At 38.1% G+C, this 18,172-nt stretch carries 13 protein-coding genes, 2 tRNA genes and 1 pseudogene; 6 read left to right on the top strand and 10 right to left on the bottom strand.

Annotated elements, in window-relative coordinates:
• Position 1: 1 nt before the first annotated feature.
• The 6 genes from CYTFE_RS0119175 to CYTFE_RS27310 all read right to left on the bottom strand — a co-directional run bounded on the left by CYTFE_RS0119175 (position 2) and on the right by CYTFE_RS27310 (position 11,107).
• Positions 2 to 1,648, bottom strand: coding sequence for a carbamoyltransferase C-terminal domain-containing protein (locus CYTFE_RS0119175; RefSeq protein ID WP_027473136.1), 1,647 nt, complete (start codon positions 1,646 to 1,648; stop codon positions 2 to 4).
• Positions 1,648 to 2,535: a hypothetical protein gene (locus CYTFE_RS30410; protein WP_161636323.1), complete on the bottom strand. Its 888-nt coding sequence runs from the start codon at positions 2,533 to 2,535 to the stop codon at positions 1,648 to 1,650. Before CYTFE_RS30410 ends, CYTFE_RS0119175 begins: the two co-directional genes overlap by 1 nt.
• Before the next feature lie 159 nt (positions 2,536 to 2,694).
• Entirely contained in the window at positions 2,695 to 3,963 is a 1,269-nt protein-coding gene (gene purD, locus CYTFE_RS0119165; RefSeq protein ID WP_027473134.1) for a phosphoribosylamine--glycine ligase, read from the bottom strand.
• 10 nt (positions 3,964 to 3,973) lie between these two features.
• Positions 3,974 to 4,582: a polysaccharide deacetylase family protein gene (locus CYTFE_RS0119160; protein WP_027473133.1), complete on the bottom strand. Its 609-nt coding sequence runs from the start codon at positions 4,580 to 4,582 to the stop codon at positions 3,974 to 3,976.
• An 11-nt stretch (positions 4,583 to 4,593) separates the two neighbouring features.
• Entirely contained in the window at positions 4,594 to 7,956 is a 3,363-nt protein-coding gene (locus tag CYTFE_RS27315; RefSeq protein WP_081736040.1) for a glycosyltransferase family 117 protein, read from the bottom strand.
• A 262-nt stretch (positions 7,957 to 8,218) separates the two neighbouring features.
• Positions 8,219 to 11,107 (bottom strand): glycosyltransferase family 117 protein, encoded by a 2,889-nt coding sequence (locus CYTFE_RS27310; protein ID WP_052343310.1) that lies wholly within the window; start codon positions 11,105 to 11,107, stop codon positions 8,219 to 8,221.
• Positions 11,108 to 11,366: 259 nt separating this feature from the next.
• Here CYTFE_RS27310 and CYTFE_RS0119145 point away from each other — a divergent pair.
• The 5 genes from CYTFE_RS0119145 (at position 11,367) to CYTFE_RS0119130 (ending at position 14,207) form a co-directional block, all read left to right on the top strand.
• Positions 11,367 to 11,439 (top strand) — tRNA-Gln (locus CYTFE_RS0119145).
• Between the two features lie 128 nt (positions 11,440 to 11,567).
• Entirely contained in the window at positions 11,568 to 12,524 is a 957-nt protein-coding gene (locus CYTFE_RS0119140) for a DNA/RNA non-specific endonuclease (protein WP_044262920.1), read from the top strand.
• 137 nt (positions 12,525 to 12,661) lie between these two features.
• The gene (locus CYTFE_RS29020) at positions 12,662 to 12,901 is read left to right on the top strand and encodes a hypothetical protein (RefSeq protein WP_052343309.1); all 240 of its coding nucleotides are present in this window, start codon (positions 12,662 to 12,664) and stop codon (positions 12,899 to 12,901) included.
• Positions 12,855 to 13,403, top strand: a complete 549-nt coding sequence (locus tag CYTFE_RS27300) for a hypothetical protein (protein WP_154665701.1) — start codon at positions 12,855 to 12,857, stop codon at positions 13,401 to 13,403. The genes CYTFE_RS29020 and CYTFE_RS27300 overlap by 47 nt, the downstream gene beginning before the upstream one ends.
• 555 nt (positions 13,404 to 13,958) lie before the next feature.
• Positions 13,959 to 14,207, top strand: coding sequence for a hypothetical protein (locus CYTFE_RS0119130; protein ID WP_027473131.1), 249 nt, complete (start codon positions 13,959 to 13,961; stop codon positions 14,205 to 14,207).
• A gap of 122 nt (positions 14,208 to 14,329) precedes the next feature.
• Here the strand turns inward: CYTFE_RS0119130 and CYTFE_RS32040 are convergent.
• A pseudogene (locus tag CYTFE_RS32040) lies at positions 14,330 to 14,635 on the bottom strand (ISAs1 family transposase); the annotation flags it as partial.
• A gap of 328 nt (positions 14,636 to 14,963) precedes the next feature.
• Positions 14,964 to 15,045, bottom strand: a tRNA-Leu gene (locus CYTFE_RS0119115).
• 151 nt (positions 15,046 to 15,196) lie between these two features.
• On the opposite strand from CYTFE_RS0119115, the gene CYTFE_RS0119110 reads away from it, so the two are divergent.
• Positions 15,197 to 15,853, top strand: a complete 657-nt coding sequence (locus tag CYTFE_RS0119110) for a porin family protein (protein ID WP_027473129.1) — start codon at positions 15,197 to 15,199, stop codon at positions 15,851 to 15,853.
• Positions 15,854 to 15,862: 9 nt separating this feature from the next.
• Here CYTFE_RS0119110 and CYTFE_RS0119105 read toward each other — a convergent pair whose 3' ends face one another.
• Both CYTFE_RS0119105 and CYTFE_RS0119100 read right to left on the bottom strand, forming a co-directional pair.
• Positions 15,863 to 16,477 (bottom strand): deoxynucleoside kinase, encoded by a 615-nt coding sequence (locus tag CYTFE_RS0119105; RefSeq protein WP_027473128.1) that lies wholly within the window; start codon positions 16,475 to 16,477, stop codon positions 15,863 to 15,865.
• A gap of 78 nt (positions 16,478 to 16,555) precedes the next feature.
• Entirely contained in the window at positions 16,556 to 18,073 is a 1,518-nt protein-coding gene (locus tag CYTFE_RS0119100; protein ID WP_027473127.1) for a GH3 auxin-responsive promoter family protein, read from the bottom strand.
• Positions 18,074 to 18,172: the final 99 nt, after the last annotated feature.

The following is an 18,172-nucleotide window of genomic DNA, read 5'->3' as shown; positions in this document are numbered from 1 at the left end:
GCTAAAGCAACATAAACGTTCCGTTTGTTACCAAACCATCCAGCTTCATATTCCTTGCCGCATCAACAGCATCTTCGGTTGTGTGCACAATAGGCATCCCTCTTTTATTAAACGAGGTATTGATCAAGGCTTTTATGCCATATTTTTGGTCTAATAGGGTTAAAAGCGCATACATAAAAGGGTTTTGGGATGCACTACGAAGCACCTGAATACGTGCCGTACCGTCCACATGAACCACTCCTTCAATTTCATTTTTACGCTCATCTTTAATAGGAAAATCCAGTAACATATAATCTGCAAGATGATGTACATGAGAAAGTCCCGTATAAAACTTGGCATTCTTTTCCAGCATAACAGGAGCCACAGGTCTATACCACTCTCGGCCTTTATGATACATACTTACTTTATCGGCCAGAACTTTATTATCGGCTTTAGCCACTATGCTCCTATTACACAAAGCACGAGGGCCAATTTCACCATCGCCATTACAAACACCTAGCACCTTACCCTCTGATATATATCGCGCAACCTCTTCTATAACGCAGGTATCAACATCTACACATTTGGCAGTTTTACTATGATTTAAATACGGCGAATGAACATCTACCTTTCCATGTTTTTTCCATTCCACAAAAGCAGCCCCTCCCAATGAAAGTCCGCTATCTTCGGTGCAGGGAGGGATAAACACCTCATCAAACAAACCCGCATCCACAATGGCTTTATTCGCCACTATATTAAGTGCAGATCCTCCTGCATAATACAGGTTATCGGCTTTAGTTCTTTCTTTCAAGCGTAGCAATTCCCCCATGAAATCACGCATAAAAATATGCTGTAGTGTGGCCAATATATCTTGCAAAAACACATCCCGGGTATCCAACTGATGAAGTTTAATCTTAAATTTCGCATATGCTTTCTGAAAAAACACATGTTTCTTACCCCAACAATCGTAGAAATAGTTATTCTCTTTGAGCCATTGCTCCATCTCTTCGGAGTAAGAACCATAGGAAGCCAGTCCCATCATTTTACCAGGAACTGAATTCTGATCTTCAAATCGTGCCCCCACAATACCAAATACCAAAGCATTGGCATTAAAAAAGGAAGATAAATATTTAAAGCGCCAATGAAAATCAATATTTGTTAACTTCCCTTTATTAAAATACCAGGCCGAGAAATTGGAAAGACTACCACCCCCATCAAAATGAATACACAGACTATTCTCTTTAAAACTGCCGTAAAAAGGCAAACAACTACCAACGTGTGCCAGTTCATGATTAATAGCATAGGCACTTCGTTGATGATCTAACCACCAACATCTACCCAGCTCAGGATACGGAAAGAGCGTATGATTTAGAGGAGCTTCAAAACGAATTCTACCACAAGAAGAAATCATGCAACGTCCCACCACATTATCAGGAAACACGATGTCAAAATCGTCAACCAGCAACTTCTCCTCCTTTAATACCTGATAAATCGACTGATAGAGTTTATTATCATGCTTTTCACGACTTTTCCTCTCTAAAGTAAGATGCTTAACTACCCTACCTTGATACATGAAAGTAAAAGAATGGTCATGTACAAAGTATGGGGTATCAGCATTTAAGCGATCCTGTATGGCATAAATCGATAAAGTGGGTTTGGAGGCGTCCATTACAGTAATATTTGTCCCACAATGGGAATAAGAATCATCGCAGTGATCACCACATTCTGCCACACCAAGGAACGTATCTGATCCAAAAGATGCGCCACAAGCACAGAAAAAGGCAAGGCCACTAAAATAACCCATTCAATATTCAAACCTGAAATCCCCAGCATACCAACAAAATATAACCCACAAAATATAAATACCTGGTATAGCTTGCGGGTATATATTTTTTTAACACCGTATGCACCCAACACGGAAAACAAGGCTATTAAGAAAATAAATGCGATAGTAGCCAAATACCCCAACATAAAGAGAGGATGATCATTTGATTCAAAAATCTTAAGCCATGAAAAATTTATATATGAAAAGAAATTGGAGATGGAACCGAAACCCAATTCATACCCCAACAAAAACAACCATGGAAGCAACAAACCGATAATAGCAGCCAAAAAGGATTTGACATTAAGCAACCTTAATATTCCCATTATAATAAAGATAAGAGGAAAGATAAGCACCACCTTATAGCTAACCAAACTGGCTGTGGATATCCAAAAAGCGGCAAGAAAACACTCTTTGGCTACTCTCCGGTAGTTATGCGCTTCAAACAGGTATTCAAAGGCCAGCACAAAAAACAAAGCTATGAGCCATACTGGATTAAATCCTTGTGCCCTGATCAATCCTCCCACTAAAAAAACAAAAACAATACCGGGCAAAGCACTCTGCTTACTTAATAAGCCATATTTTGAGTTCAAGCGATTAATACTCAAGCTAATGACAACACACGACACTATGCTCAAAAGATACGCCAACCATGGTATGGACGCCACAAAAGAAAAAAAACTCCATAATGGCATCGCACTATCAAAAGAGCCAGCATCCACTGTATATCCCAAAACCATAGGTTTTAACCAGCATAACACAACAAGAAAAAGCATAAATGCGTATGTTCCTATATTGTTATTATGTATCAGCTTTAATATCATTACAAACGAATTGTTTTACTTCACTTAACTACCTTTACACCATCCGGTATGCCACTTTGTACAGTCTATTTATAGATCAAATCCAATATCCTTACGAAAATATTTATTCTCAAACTGCACAAGCTCCGCATTCTTATATGATTTAGCCAGAGCTTCCTTCATGTCTTTACCGATGGCGCTCATAGCTATCACCCGACCTCCATTGGTGATCACTTTACCATCCTGAAGTTTGGTACCAGCATGAAAAGCCATTCCATCCTTTACTTTATCCAAACCGGTCATCTCCTTACCTTTTTCATAGGCCTCAGGATAACCACCTGACACCATCATTACTGTAGTAACGGTATTATCTTCAATTTCAATGGTATGTTTCTTTAACTCCTTTGCTGCAGTGGCTTCCAAAAGTTCTAACAAATCACTTTTAATACGAGGCATCACCACTTCTGTTTCAGGATCACCCATTCGTACATTGTATTCAATTACATACGGCTCATCGCCGACCTTAATTAAACCAATGAATATAAATCCCTTATAAGGTATTTGGTCTCCATATAGACCGGCCACCGTAGGTTGAATTATTTTTCGATGTACCTTATTCATAAACTTATCATCAGCAAACGAGACAGGACTCACAGCGCCCATACCGCCTGTATTTAAACCGGTATCTCCTTCCCCAATCCTTTTATAATCTTTGGCCTCGGGTAGCACAACATAAGCAGAGCCATCAGTCAGCACAAATACCGAAAGCTCTATTCCATCAAGAAATTCTTCAATGACTACTTTCTTACTCGCCTCACCAAACTGGCCATCTAACATGGTTTTTAAATCCGCTTTGGCTTGTTCCAGGTCATCAATGATCAACACTCCTTTGCCGGCAGCCAATCCGTCAGCCTTAAGAACATAAGGCGCCTTCATCTCTGCTAAAAAAGCCATACCTTCATCCAGGTTATCCAATGTTACAGACTTATATTTGGCTGTAGGAATACCATAGCGAAACATAAAATCTTTAGAGAATTCCTTACTTCCTTCCAGACGAGCTCCTCTTTTTCCCGGACCAATAACAGGAATATGGATCAACTCCGGATCATTTAAAAAGAAATCTTTAATGCCACGCACAAGAGGTTCTTCCGGACCAACAATCAACATGTCAATTTGCTTGCGAACAGCTAGTTCTTTAACGGCCTTAAAATCATTTGGATCGAGCTCTACATTGGTTCCTAGGTCGGCGGTCCCTGCATTACCCGGCGCAATAATTAATTCTGTTAATTTTGGACTTTGCTTTAATTTCCAAGCCAAGGCATGTTCTCTACCTCCGGAACCTAGTAATAGTATCTTCATCTTTAATATCTTATTTTATTACTCGTGTTGTTAATCCTTTTTGCGCTATTAGTTCCAAGGTTTTAGGAAAAGCATATTTCATATTTTTTTCGGCTTTTAACGAATCATGAAATACGATGATTGAACCCGGACGAATATTATTTTTTACATTATCGTATACTTGTGATGGCGACAAGTGACCGTCATAATCCTTACACAACACATCCCACATCACCACCTTCTCAAACTTTCGTTTCATCTGTTTAATGTACCATGGATACAATTCTCCGTGAGGAGGTCGAAAGAGTCTGGATTTAATAAGATGAGAAGCTTTATCAATATTATCAAAATAGGTTTTCTTATCTTCTTTCCATGCTCTCATATGATTGTAAGTGTGGTTACCCACGCAATGTCCTCTATCAATTATCTCCTGAAAGAGGTCTGCATTTTTATATACATTTTCGCCTACACAAAAGAAAGTTAATTTCGCATGCCACTTATCAGCTTCGTCCAATACCCAAGGTGTAATTTCAGGTATAGGCCCATCGTCGAATGTCACAAAAACATCCTTACTGCAGCTGTCCTGGCGCCATGTGGCACCAGGTAACAAAACTTTTGCTGAAAAAGGGGGACGTACCATTTATGTATAATTTAATGCGTGCTAAAATTTAATACCTGAGTATCAGAAGTAGTATCTTCTATACCGAGTTTCTTCATGATATCATCGCGTTTGTATTTTGTCAATAGGTGTTCAATTTCACGATCAAACATGACGCTCTGACGATATTGGTAATCGTAATGCACCTTCTGATCCTTAGGTAGACTCATATAATACTGAATGGTTTGACGACTAATGCGTGCAATATTTTCCAATAACTGATCTCCTTCCAAAGTCCTACCTTCCATATAAAAACCTTCAGCTGCAAAAATTGACAACATATTATCAGGCACCACACCCAAAGGTAGCTGAGCCAGATTTTTACTCAATTCTTCACGCACACTGTCACGGGAAAAACGGATGGACATATTTGCTATTTCTGTATAAATAGCCAAGCTACGCTGAAAGTCATCACCCACATTACCTTGCTTCCTCTGGGATAAAGAAGAAAAGAAATTAATTTCCTGAAACGATTGTCGACCAAAATCCGTTAAGATACGATCTCCTTTTTCCATTTCATTGGCTTTGTAATAACCCTCGGCCAAGAAGATAGAAAAATAGTTATGTGGCACTTTCTCCACGGGCATCTTACTTAGGGCCATATCCAATATTTCAACTGCTTTCTCTTTTTTTCCTTCGTCCAACAAAGCATTGGCCAAACGCGACATATTATTACGGATATTCATAGCCATGCGCTGGTGATTCTCATCCAAATAAACACGCGCATCATCAAATCCTCCCCAACGAAATTTATTTTTAAACTTATCATACATGATTTCTGTATCGACCCTACCAAATTGACCATCATCAGCTTTGGTCTTTATAGGCACCACTTTATAGGCAAATCCTTCCAACTGAAAATAGTCTTCAAGGCTGGCATAATTATCCTGTCCTACCGTAACCGCAAAATAAATAGGGCGGTTCCAGTCGTTATTGGACAACATATCCAAAATCATCAACTCATTCTTAAGTATATACTCCTTATTCAGGTCTATTTTTAATTCCGGCACAATGAGTTCGGCTGCATTTTCACTAACAATTCCCTTTTGCAAAATTTTAAGACTATCAACTGGAATGCTGAAGGATTTAGAAGGCAGATGTTCTATCCTTCCTGGATAACCCGGTATTTCTTTTGTCTTCGGATTTTCACTGGCCAAGAATCTGATGGCTTCTTTCATGTCAACGCGGCCCTGAATACGAGGTAAGAGATGAACCACATCTCTGGTTCCTGTAACATACTGATCGTGTGTAAGCGAGAAGGGTAAGGGATCAGAGTCATAGGCCTTTCTTCCCATCTGATCAATATACCAATCTGTTTGTAAATAACTTAAATTACAAACTCGCACATCAGTACGATAGCCTTCTACCTCTTGGGCATACCAAAGTGGGAAAGTATCGTTATCGCCATTGGTAAAGATTATGGCGTTTTCATCACAAGTATCTAAATAGTTAAAGGCAAGATCTCTGGCCACAAAACGGTGCGAACGGTTATGATCGTCCCAGTTTTCCGAGAGCATGATACCGGGCACAAAAACCAAGGTCAATATAGAAGCTAGTACCGCCGAAACACCGCCAGGCAGGAACTTTCTCATTCCTTCTACCACAGCCAAAACGCCCAAGCCAATCCAGATAGCAAAGGCATAAAAAGATCCGGCATAGGCATAGTCCCGTTCACGAGGTTGAAGTGGTGTCTGATTCAGGTAAAGAACAATGGCTAAGCCAGTAAAGAAAAACAGCAACATCACAATCCAAAAACCTTGTTTACCCTGCTTACCCGAATAATACTGGAATAACAAGCCCAATAAACCCAAAATCAGAGGAAGTAAATAATATTTGTTGCGCGCTGGATTATTTTTGTAGGTATCTGGTAACTTAGACTGATCACCCAGACGCAAATTATCAAGTATAGGAATACCTGAAATCCAGTTCCCTTTATGTACCTCACCATGACCTTGTATATCATTCTGACGACCGGCAAAATTCCACATAAAATACCGCAAGTACATATACTTCACCTGATAATTAAAGAAAAAACTCAGGTTTTGACCAAAACTTGGCAAGGTAACACTCTGGGTTTGACCAGATTCCTTATTTTCAATCTGTACGGTTCTTCCCTTAGGTTCGCCCCCTGCCCAATACTTGTATTTATTAATATGACGTCCCTCACGGCTATACATCCTCGGAAAGAGAGTGGTGGTATTTGAATCAAATACATAATGAGGTTTATGATCCACCGTTTTGTATTCTCCATCCTTTTTAATGCGTACAGGATCACCTTCTGAAGCATTTGACTTTTCTCTATCAAGTGGTGAATTATAATATTGACCTGAGAACAATGGTCTATCACCATATTGCTCGCGGTTCAAATAGCCCATCATGGAAAAAACATCTTCGGGTGAATTTTGATCCATGGTAGGGTTAGCATAGGAACGGATCACAATCATGGCAAAAGAAGAATACCCAATCATAATAACCGTAACGCCCAACAAAATGGTATTCAAAATCACCTTTTGCTTTTTCTGGGTATACCAAATACCAAATATTAACCCTCCTATGAGAAGAATAAGATAAACAGCAATACCGGTATTAAAAGGCGCACCAAAACCATTGACAAACATTAGTTCAAACCAACTGGCTATCTTTACTGTATAAGGGATGATACCATATAAAATACCCACCAATAACAGCGCTGAAATACCCAACGCCATCAGAATTCCATTGCGACTTACCTCGTACTTTTTAAAATAATACACCATTACAATGGCAGGTATTGCCAATAAGTTAAGTAAGTGAACTCCGATGGAGAGTCCCATCAGGTAGGCAATTAACACCAACCATCGGTTGGCATATGAATGGTCAGCAACATCTTCCCACTTTAATATGGCCCAAAAAACCACAGCGGTAAATAAGGACGACATGGCGTACACCTCTCCTTCCACTGCCGAAAACCAAAATGTATCAGAAAAAGTATAGGCTAATGCTCCCACAAAGCCTGCTCCCAAAACTGCCCATGATCTCCATTCTTGCCCCTCTTTATTCATATAGATTCTACGCCCTAAGTGCGTGATAGTCCAAAATAAAAACAGAATCGTAAATGCACTGGCCAAAGCACTCATTACATTTATCATATAAGCCACCGAACCAGGGTCTGGTGCAAAAAGAGAGAAAAATCTCCCTAGAATCATAAACACCGGAGCTCCAGGAGGGTGCCCCACCAATAGTTTATAAGAAGTTGAAATAAATTCCCCACAGTCCCAGAAACTGGCCGTAGGTTCAATAGTCATGGTGTAAACTACTGCCGCAATGGCAAAAGACAACCAACCAAGAAGGTTATTCAGCAATGTATGATTCTTCATTTTAGTCTCTGAATATCAGATTAATATTTAAACATGTGGTGCTCAGACATCAGAACACCGATGCCAAAAATAAGTAATTTTTATCAAACGTATTTTTAATGTTCAATAATGTTAAGGCTTTAACTTGATTTTAACACTATTTCATACCTTCATCTCCCTTATCTGCAAGGCCAATCATAACATTTTGTAGATCTCTAGAAAAAAAACATTTTATGAATGTACCATAAACCTCTTTGTTGAAGACATTATTTAGCCCTGCAATTTAAAATGAATTTACATAGGGTGCAATGGCATGCTGTATCTCTACAATACTATAATCATTGGCCACCTGGTAAAGTTTTTTTAAATAATCATGCTCTTCTTTTGCATAATGAAGCATTTGATCTCCCAGATATTGCTGTGAATAAATGTAAAATTGAAAATCCTGTATGGTGGAATAACTTACATTTTCGAAATAAGCAATAGCTTCTTGATGTAAATTCGCTCTCAAAAGTGTTTTTATCCATTCTATATCATTTGGAGCGGACTTAAAATTAGGCAGAGTGGTAATGGGAACAAAACGAAGAAGTATTTCTTGCGCCTTCCCAAATTCTTTATCCACCATTAGTTGCTGAGCCAAGTTCATCGTTGCTTGCTGTAACTGACAAAGATGAATGGCATTCATACAAGTCTCATCCCACCAACTTTGTTGGGGTATAGAAATATTTATTTTTTCTGTAAATAAAGCATACAGTTCATGCACATCTATTGGAGAGCTATTTAATAGCAATTTTGAAACAATACCGTAAGGACGAGTAAACTTATCAAAACCTAGCATGACACTCTTAGGTGTCCCTTTGGCAAAGTAAATAGGTCTTTCATGATGGTTAGAGGCTACAATATCCAGCAAGGCAATTTCTCCTTTCATCAAGTAACTTTTCCCTATGGATAAAAAGCCATCCTCACTATTGGATACACGAAGTACAGGTGGTAAAAAAAACATTTTATTGGCACCTTTTACAGAGATAGCCATGGTGTTGGAGGTATCTGCCAAATGTTTTAAGCATTGCTCCAATGGTTTTACAGCAGACTGTCGCCCCATCACTGCTGCATAATCCATTTCTCCTTGCCGATACATATGTAATGGCACAGTAAAGCGCAAGGGCTGTGTACGCTCTAAACGCTGCGCCTGTTGATAAATATACCAATCAGCTGACAGAAGACCCAGGTTAACCACCCGCACATCTTTCCTAACACCCTCAACCTCTTGTAAATACCAAAGAGGATAGGTATCATTATCTCCATATGTAAAAAGAATAGCATTGGGCTCACAACTCTCAAGATATGACAATGATAAATCACGTGCTAAAGTTCTATCGCTTCTATTATGATCGTCATAGTTATTGGCCAACAACAAGCCCGGCAAAGCCAATATAACAAACATTGAAGCAACCACATCGGTTAATCGGGATGGTGAATATCTTCTTATACTGAGCAATAAAAATCGCACACCTAATCCAATAAAAACAGCAAAGGCGTAAAAACTACCGGCAAAGACATAATCTCTCTCGCGTGGCTCAAAGGGTGGCTGATTCATATAAAAGACAATGGCTACTCCAGTCAGTATAAACAAGAATCCCAGCAAATAAAGCAAAGACCAATGCTTTTTTCTGACCAGAAAAAGAAATCCCAGCAATCCAAAGAACATAGGAATCATAAAATAATTATTACGTGCTGCACTACTTGTCTCTTGGGTATGCAAATAAGTTCTACTACCCAAAAATTGTTGATCGACAAAGGGAATACCTGTCGTAAAATTACCATTCAAAAAGTCCCCATGCCCCTGATAATGATTCTGCCTTCCTGAGAAATTCCATAAGAAATATCTAAAATACATGTGTCCCAATTGATATTTGAACAGAAACTCTAATTGGTGAAAAAATGTGGGTTTCTGCCCTTCCTCCAATCCACTCCAAAAACAATAGCCCCCTATATGATATTTTTGTGAACTATACATCCTTTGCATAAACTGCACGTCTTGTACATCGTACAGCAACTTACTACCATCCTCAAAACGTGAATACCTCCTATTTTTATCCAAACGATAACTATAGGTGGGCGCTATATCTTTGGTCTTAGCGCCATACCAGGCTCCGCTAATCAACGGTCGCTCTCCATACTGCTTACGGTTAATAAAAGATTCCAGGGAGAATACCTGAGAGGGATCATTTAAATTCACAGTTGTTTGCGCATTCGCACGAATAATAACCATCGTATAACTGGAGACACCAAGTGTAAATAAAAACATGGCCACACAAATAAAATTCACCAGAGAATGCTTATTTCTGCTTAGTACTATTCCTCCTACTAGCAAGGCAAACAACAGAGTAAAAAACAAAATAAGTCCGGAATGGACAGGCAAATGAAAGGTGTTCACCAATAGAAGCTCAAGCTTACCAGCAAAAAACAAACCATTCTGCACAATCATAAACTGAACCAAGAAGAGTACAAAAAGCCCCATCAACAAGCCATATAAGTGTTTAAATTTTTGCTTACTATATTGAATATATACCCAATAAATAACCACTGGTACAGTTAATAAGTTAAGCAAGTGAACTCCCACAGAAAGTCCCATGGTAAAAGCAATAAGCAACAGCCACCTATGCCTGGATCCACGAACGGACTCCTGCTCCCAACGTAAAATAGCCCATAGGGTGAATGCAGTAAATAACAGTGATAAGGCGTAAACTTCAGCCTCTACTGCCGAAAACCAAAAGGTATCTGTAAAAGCAAAAGCAAGGGCAGATACCATAGCCGAAACAATCACCCCATAAGAGTTTTTCTGTGTAGTTACTTTATTTAACACAATGGTGGAGGTGGCATATAATAACCAAACAGTTAGCGCAGAACTAAGGGCTGAAAGAAGATTGATATAAAGGGCTATGTGTGCAGGTGCGGCAAACATCGAAAACACTCTAGCTATCATCAAATACAAAGGTGCGCCAGGTGCGTGCCCTACTTCTAACTTATTTGCACAGGCAATAAATTCACCACAATCCCAGAAGTTAAGGCCTGGAGATAAGGTAAGAATATAGACAACCAAACTGGTGATAAATACAAAAATACCTCCCAATACCATGGGTGTTGGTTTGAATTTATATGAATGTTCCATAAAAAACGACGGCTTAAAAGACAAGTATACCCAATAAATGTGTATTTCCGACTTCTTTTATAACGAGATTAATGAATAATATCAACAGATAAAAAAAAATTACTGCCCTCTATAGTCTTTAAACATAAGAGATTCAGGAGGATAAATTTAAAATTTTGAAGGTTAATTTTCAGGTACTGAAAAAAAAATAAAAAAATATTTGTGGGTTTTAAAAAAAGCTGTACTTTTGCATCGCTTTCAAAAAGAAAGATATGAGGATTGTCCCATGGTGTAATTGGCAACACGTCTGGTTTTGGTCCAGAAGAGTTTAGGTTCGAGCCCTAATGGGACAACAAAAAAAGAGGCTTACAAAAATTTGTAAGCCTCTTTTTTATGACACATTTTCATGGATCGCGAACACAAAATTCTTTCTATTTCGCTTCGTTTATCTTACATTGCGTCTCTAATTAAAAGAAAAACGATGAAGCACTTCATTCTTTCTGTTATCCTATTAGTAACTAGCATTACTTTTGCACAATCACCGGTTGGCAAAAGATACAAAGCAATTAACTTAAAAAATGGACACAACCACACAAAATACACCACCGAACCATCTGATTTAATTTTTAAATTCGCGGCTTACACAACATCATTTGATTCAAATGACGACAACAACGCCGATGGCAAAGGAGATACTTGGGCAATACCTGAATGGGTTAGCTATGAAGTGCAAAAAGCGACATTTAAAATTGAAAAATACCATCGACCTCAATGGATGACAGATGACAACTTGCACAAACAAGGAATAGTTCCTAATGATGCTACCTATGCTGTATCGGGAACACGGAAACTTAACGAAGTAAAAATTGATTACAGATATGTGCGGGGTCATTTATGTAATAAGGATGCTGCCGACCGCATATCTATGGAAGCGGGCTATAATACACATACAGTGCTGAATGCCGTACCGCAGCTTCAATGGCAAAATAATGGAATTTGGAAGGCCCTCGAAGAAAAAACAAATCATTGGGCAGATGAATACAATAGTATTTGGGTTGTATGCGGCCCTGTTTTCTTTAGTCAATCACCTGCAATGTGGCTTGGCGAAGCGGATGAAGTAAAAGCTGCCATCCCGGATGCATTATATAAGATTATAATTAGAGAAACGGACACAGGTATAAAAACATTGTCTTTTTTATTCCCCAATATCATCCCCAAAACAGAAAAAGACTACAGACTATATCTTACGAGCATGGGACGATTGGAAGAATTAACTGGTTTAAAATTTATCACTAATCTGAGCATAGACCAACAATTTACCATTAAAGCAAAAAACCTTGGTTGTCCAACACCGAAAAAAAGGCTGCGGTTGACGAGTGGCAATAACCAAAAAAAATTGCTAACTAGTCCTTGCAAGAAAACGTATAATCCATTGTAAATCTGTTTCTTGATATTGAAAACTTGTTGAATCTTTAGCGAATATAGTTTGTGTAGTTAGGTTATTTTGCAGGTATTCAACCTATTAATGGTTTTAAATTCGATTATTTCGGAGCTAAAGCACAAAGAGGTTCAAGCATGAGAAAAAGATTCGAACAACAATTGAAACTGGGAAGTCTTCCAATTCAAGAAACGATCATACCGACAGCAAAAAGAAGCGGGGCTCTACCCGGACTATGCGCTGCGTTAAAAGAAATATTTGCCAACCCAAACTGGAACGAGAAGGTCTTTGATATATTGGACAAGGCGATACGCTCGAAAAAGAAAGAAAATGTTTTCCATATTCGAAGAATATACCGAATGGGTGACCAAAGGTAAAATGCGTCTGAATATCGAACTGGGCAAAAAAGCAGGAATAACCACCGACCAGTTTAATTTAATTGTCGATTACCAGATAATGGATCATGAATCTGATTCAGAGATTGTTCCGCAGTTAACAAAAAGACTATCGAAACAGTTTACAATAGAAAGTTGGAGTTTCGATAAGGAATATTGGAACAAAAACAATAAAACATTATTGTTGGGATCGGTTAAGAACCTTGTGCTTCCCAAGGAAGGCAAATGTAACCAAGAAGAAGCAGAGCAGGAGCGTCAAACCGTTTTCAAGAAGCTGCGCAACAAACATAGCGCCATCGAATCAAACATTAACGAGTCGGAGCACAGGGGACTAGATCGCTGTCCGGATCGCGGATACCACAACTTCAAAAGGTATGTTGGCTTGGCCGTTTGCGCCTACAATCTAAGAAAGATTGGTACCGAATTAATCCATCGAGCACGGAGTAGTTCCAATACAGGCGAGCAGTACAAATTGGCAGCCTAGTAATGTTTTGAATATATGTGTTTTGCATAACGTAAAAGGAAGAGTTACGTCCAATAGTCAACAAAATTGGCAAAATATTATACGCAGGGGCGTGTTTTGCTATAAAACTCAGCTTTGACACATAAAATCACCATCATCAACAAAAATAAAGTTCACGTTTGGCGATATTCTACTCGCCTATTTTTGAAAACATGAGTTTTCTTGCCGAGACTAACTATTACGTTATACAGTAAAACACACCAAAAATAAGAAATTGTTACTCGAAAAATAGGCAAATTTTAAGTTTATGAATTAATCAGCTTAGAATAAATGTTTGAGTTTTTTTTATTCCTGGCAAAAAAAGCATGTTTATTTCATGCTGTTAGGTTTAATTGTTATTTATCTCCTTTAACTATAAATAATATATTTAGGTAGCTGATTTTAAAAAAATATCGAATCATAGTTTATGTTTATTCGGAATACAAGTTAAATAATATTACTGATAAAGTACAAGTTATAAAAACAATTGTGGTCTACAAATAAATACTTATGTTAGTGTGAAAAAACTTACCTACAATGTTTAAAGGCGAAAATATACTTGAGTTTGCAGATACATTTAATGATGATAAAGCATGTTTAACATACTTGTCGGATTTAAGTGGTCTGATGGCTTTATATTTACCAAATGTGGTCACGACAAATCTACTATTAGGAAAAAGAACCTTGCTAGAGATTGCAATAGGTGCCAGGGTCAACGCATTTAAATTGTTAAAGTTTTCAACAAAAAGTCATCGTCCCATCACGCCCTCATTCAGTTATTTTTGAAGCTTGCCTTTAATTTGCTTCTTTAATAGGTTTAATGCAATCTTATTGATTAAGGAAAAATTTTGAGCTGCGTTGTTGGTTCTTTTTCGCGAATAATCTTCGTTAAGAGTCATGTCAAGTACCTAATGTACATTGTTCTCGACGCCCCAATGTGCCCTGATACATTCGTTAAATTTGTCGGCGCTTAAGTTTATGCTGCTTATATAATACCGATTTTCTGTTGTGGTTTTGTTGGAAAAAATCCTTTGCGGAATAACCCTGACAAGAGTCTGAATATTTTTCCACTTTTCAGTCCCTTCGACTTGGGAGAGGTCGGTCAACACCTTGTACTTCCATGTCTCCATTTGTCCGTGACCTTTTTCTGTCTGTTCTGAGATTGAATCTGTTTTTTGCACCTTAAAAACACTCTCTACTTCTTCAAGAAAATTTTTCTGATTACCTTGTCAATGACAATATATAATCCACTTGGTTGTCCACGATTTTTTTTGCAATTTCTGTTTGTGTGCCCATTGCATCAATAGTAACAATACCACCTTTTAATAAGTTCTGGATTTAAAGGTTCAACAAAAGAGCACGTCGCAAAATCATTAAAACTTCATAATTTTATTACGGTAAATTTTAGAAAAAATTATTTAAAGAAGATACTATCAAACTAAATCCAAAAATGAAGGAGTATATTTTCATAGTGCCCTTATGCTTTTACTCCCTTATTAAAATACAAAAGCCTGATAGTCATACTATCAGGCTTTCTGTCTGTACCCAGAGCCGGGATCGAACCGGCACGGGTTGCCCCACTGGTGTTTGAGACCAGCGCGTCTACCAATTCCGCCATCTGGGCAAATGTCATTACTAACATTTTTGCGGATGCAAATATAGAGAAAAGTATTGTTTAAACAAACACTTTTCCTCAATTATCTCACATTAACCTTGTAAGTACTTCATATAAAACCCTTATCTTCGCAAAAAAAATTGGCATCCACTCAATAATCATGAAACGCATTTCTTTTTTTGCATTATTTCTTCTTATAACCATCGCCTCCCACAGCCAAAACGGACTCTTTATCGGCGGCGGATTATCTCTCATTAGTCCTAGCAATGGTTTTGACAAGGATCATTTTGGCTTCAACGATGTGGCCAACACAGGAGGAGGCATCAGCATAAACACCCTCTGGTTTTTCAACCCTCTCCTATCACTAGGCTCAGAATTAGGCTACGCATATTTACCCAAGGATAAAGACACATGGAATCAAAGCAGGAGGGGAAATATAAAAGTGAACTACAAAATGACCAAACTAACAGCCCAGGGCAATTTTTATTTCAACGATGAAAAAATAAGACCTTATATGGGCGTAGCCTTCGGCCTTTATTACTTACGCAACACTGTTGATTTTGACTCCAATTACACCGGCTCCATTAACGATGCCTCGGTAAGCTACACGAGCAACACACTTCATGCCGGCTTTGGACCAGAAGCAGGTATCCTATTCAATTTAATAGGAGAACAATTTGCCACATTAAGCATTCGATATACGATTATTCCCAACATAGAAGCCGAGTATTTTCCTGAAGATGACGTAACCATCAACCCACACGGTCAACAAAACCATTGGAGTCTATCTGCTAAACTATATTTCAGAGCAAGATAGATAGCCACATCAGAATAAACCATTTACATGCGTATCAACCTTATCGATAATAGAACTTAAATCCGTTTTATTCTTGATAAAATTATATTCATTTACATCCACTATAAGCAGCTTTCCTTGGGTATATTGCTCAATCCAGGCCTCATAACGTTCATTCAAACGCTTCAGGTAATCCAGTCGTATGCCACTCTCATATTCTCGTCCACGACTTTGTATTTGTTCAACCAATTTAGGAACCGAGGCCCTTAAATAAATCAATAAATCAGGAGCCTGAACAAGGCTACTCATCAATTCAAAGAGAGAAGTATAATTATCAAAATCACGCTTACTCATCAAGCCCATATCATACAAGTTGGGTGCAAAAATATAAGCATCTTCATAGATAGTTCTATCCTGAATAACTGTTTTGCCCATTTTTCGAATATCATTTACTTGCGAAAAACGACTATTCAAAAAATACACCTGGAGATTAAACGACCACCGTTGCATATCCTCATAAAAATCAGCCAGATAAGGGTTATCATCTACTTCTTCATAATGCGCCTCCCATCCATAATGTTTTGAAAGTAAACTAGTCAGCGTCGTTTTTCCAGACCCTATATTTCCTGCTATTGCGATATGCATTTGTAATCGATTTATTAGGTTAATTTGGTTCAAAAATATAAAAATAGCCGCACAAAAAATGCAAAAAACATCAGGAGATCACCTTTTTTGATTGATAGCCATTAGTTCTTCGATTAGATCCCTGTTATTGGAAAGACGAGGCACCTTATTTTGTCCACCTAGCTTATTATGCTTCTTCATCCAATCGAAAAACAGGTTTTTCCTACCCACAACAACCTGCGGGAACTCTAGGGTGATATCCTTATACCGCTTAGCCTCATAATCTGAATTGATGGACTGTAATTCCTTATCTAACTCATGAGAAAACAACGCTAAATCTTTAGGCTCTTTTTCAAACTCAATAATCCATTGATGCCTCCCCTTCTCCTCCGTACTCATATACATAGGAGCCGCAGTATATTCTTTAATGATAGCGCCGGTTTTTTTACAAGCATGATCAATGGCTTTATCTGAATTGTCAACAATTACTTCCTCACCAAAGGCATTGATAAAATGTTTCGTTCTACCTGTAATAACAATTTTGTGGGGATACTTAGAGGTAAATTGTATGGTATCACCCACCACATAACGCCACAGTCCGCCATTGGTAGAAATTACAATAGCATAATTAGTATTCAACTCCACATCTTCAATAGTCAATGCTTTGGGATAATCCTTTCCCCATTCGTCGGTAGGTATAAACTCATAGAAGATACCATAATCCAGCATAAGCAACATTGAACTTGAATTAGGATCGTCCTGAATAGCAAAGAAACCCTCCGACGCATTATAAGTTTCCATGTAATGCATCCGATCTGAAGGAATAATCTTTCGGTATTGTTCGCGGTAAGGACCGAAATTAATACCTCCGTGAATAAATAATTCAAGATTAGGCCAAATATCCAATAAATTACTCTTACCAGAAAATTCCAGCAAATGTTTTATTAGGACCAAAAACCATGAAGGCACCCCGGTGAGTGAAGTAACATTCTCGTTAATTGTAGCCTCGGTCATCTTAATGAGTTTCTCCTCCCATTTATCCATCAGCGCGATAGACTGATCCGGGGTACGTATAAAATGAACCCAAAAGGGAAGGTTACCAATGAGTATGGCCGACAGGTCACCATAAAACGAATCGCTATTATACTTATTCAATTGCTGGCTTCCTCCCAGTGTCAAACCTTTTCCGGAAAAAATTTCCGTTTCAGGATACAGCCTATTATAAATGGCCAATACATCCTTTCCTCCCCTAAAGTGACAATCTTCCAAGGCCTCTTTTGAGACCGGAATAAACTTACTTTTAGAAGAAGTGGTTCCTGAAGATTTGGCAAACCACTTAATTTCACCAGGCCAAAGAACATTTTTATCACCATGGCGTATTTTATCAATCACTGTTTCCATCTGTTCATACTTTTGAACAGGAACGCGCTCCTGAAAATCTTTAATCGATTTTATGGAAGCAAAATCATAGTACCTACCCAGCTCCGTTGAACTCGCTTTTTTTACCAACTCCATCAACTGTCCTTTCTGAACTTCTTCAGGGTTTGATTTGAAATGATCAATCTGTGAGAGCCTACGTAAATTAACTAATGATATAATAGAATTTAGAATTGGCATACAATATTATTTTAAAAGATAAATATATATATTTTCCTGAATAATTATCATGGTCATTTGCGTAATAAAACGTATGAATTGCTATTTTAGCCAAACTAA

Source organism: Saccharicrinis fermentans DSM 9555 = JCM 21142, assembly GCF_000517085.1.
Lineage (GTDB): Bacteria > Bacteroidota > Bacteroidia > Bacteroidales > Marinilabiliaceae > Saccharicrinis > Saccharicrinis fermentans.
The sequence above is the reverse complement of the archived record's forward strand: the minus strand, read 5'-3'. Positions and strand labels throughout refer to the sequence as shown.

Bases quoted from the DNA above. Each gene is read 5' to 3' on its own strand.
- CYTFE_RS0119175 (WP_027473136.1), bottom strand. From the start codon at position 1,648: ATGGACGCCTCCAAACCCACTTTATCGATTTATGCCATACAGGATCGC.
- purD (WP_027473134.1), bottom strand. From the start codon at position 3,963: ATGAAGATACTATTACTAGGTTCCGGAGGTAGAGAACATGCCTTGGCT.
- CYTFE_RS0119160 (WP_027473133.1), bottom strand. From the start codon at position 4,582: ATGGTACGTCCCCCTTTTTCAGCAAAAGTTTTGTTACCTGGTGCCACA.
- CYTFE_RS27315 (WP_081736040.1), bottom strand. From the start codon at position 7,956: ATGAAGAATCATACATTGCTGAATAACCTTCTTGGTTGGTTGTCTTTT.
- CYTFE_RS27310 (WP_052343310.1), bottom strand. From the start codon at position 11,107: ATGGAACATTCATATAAATTCAAACCAACACCCATGGTATTGGGAGGT.
- CYTFE_RS0119140 (WP_044262920.1), top strand. From the start codon at position 11,568: ATGAAGCACTTCATTCTTTCTGTTATCCTATTAGTAACTAGCATTACT.
- CYTFE_RS29020 (WP_052343309.1), top strand. From the start codon at position 12,662: ATGAGAAAAAGATTCGAACAACAATTGAAACTGGGAAGTCTTCCAATT.
- CYTFE_RS27300 (WP_154665701.1), top strand. From the start codon at position 12,855: ATGTTTTCCATATTCGAAGAATATACCGAATGGGTGACCAAAGGTAAA.
- CYTFE_RS0119130 (WP_027473131.1), top strand. From the start codon at position 13,959: ATGTTTAAAGGCGAAAATATACTTGAGTTTGCAGATACATTTAATGAT.
- CYTFE_RS0119110 (WP_027473129.1), top strand. From the start codon at position 15,197: ATGAAACGCATTTCTTTTTTTGCATTATTTCTTCTTATAACCATCGCC.
- CYTFE_RS0119105 (WP_027473128.1), bottom strand. From the start codon at position 16,477: ATGCATATCGCAATAGCAGGAAATATAGGGTCTGGAAAAACGACGCTG.
- CYTFE_RS0119100 (WP_027473127.1), bottom strand. From the start codon at position 18,073: ATGCCAATTCTAAATTCTATTATATCATTAGTTAATTTACGTAGGCTC.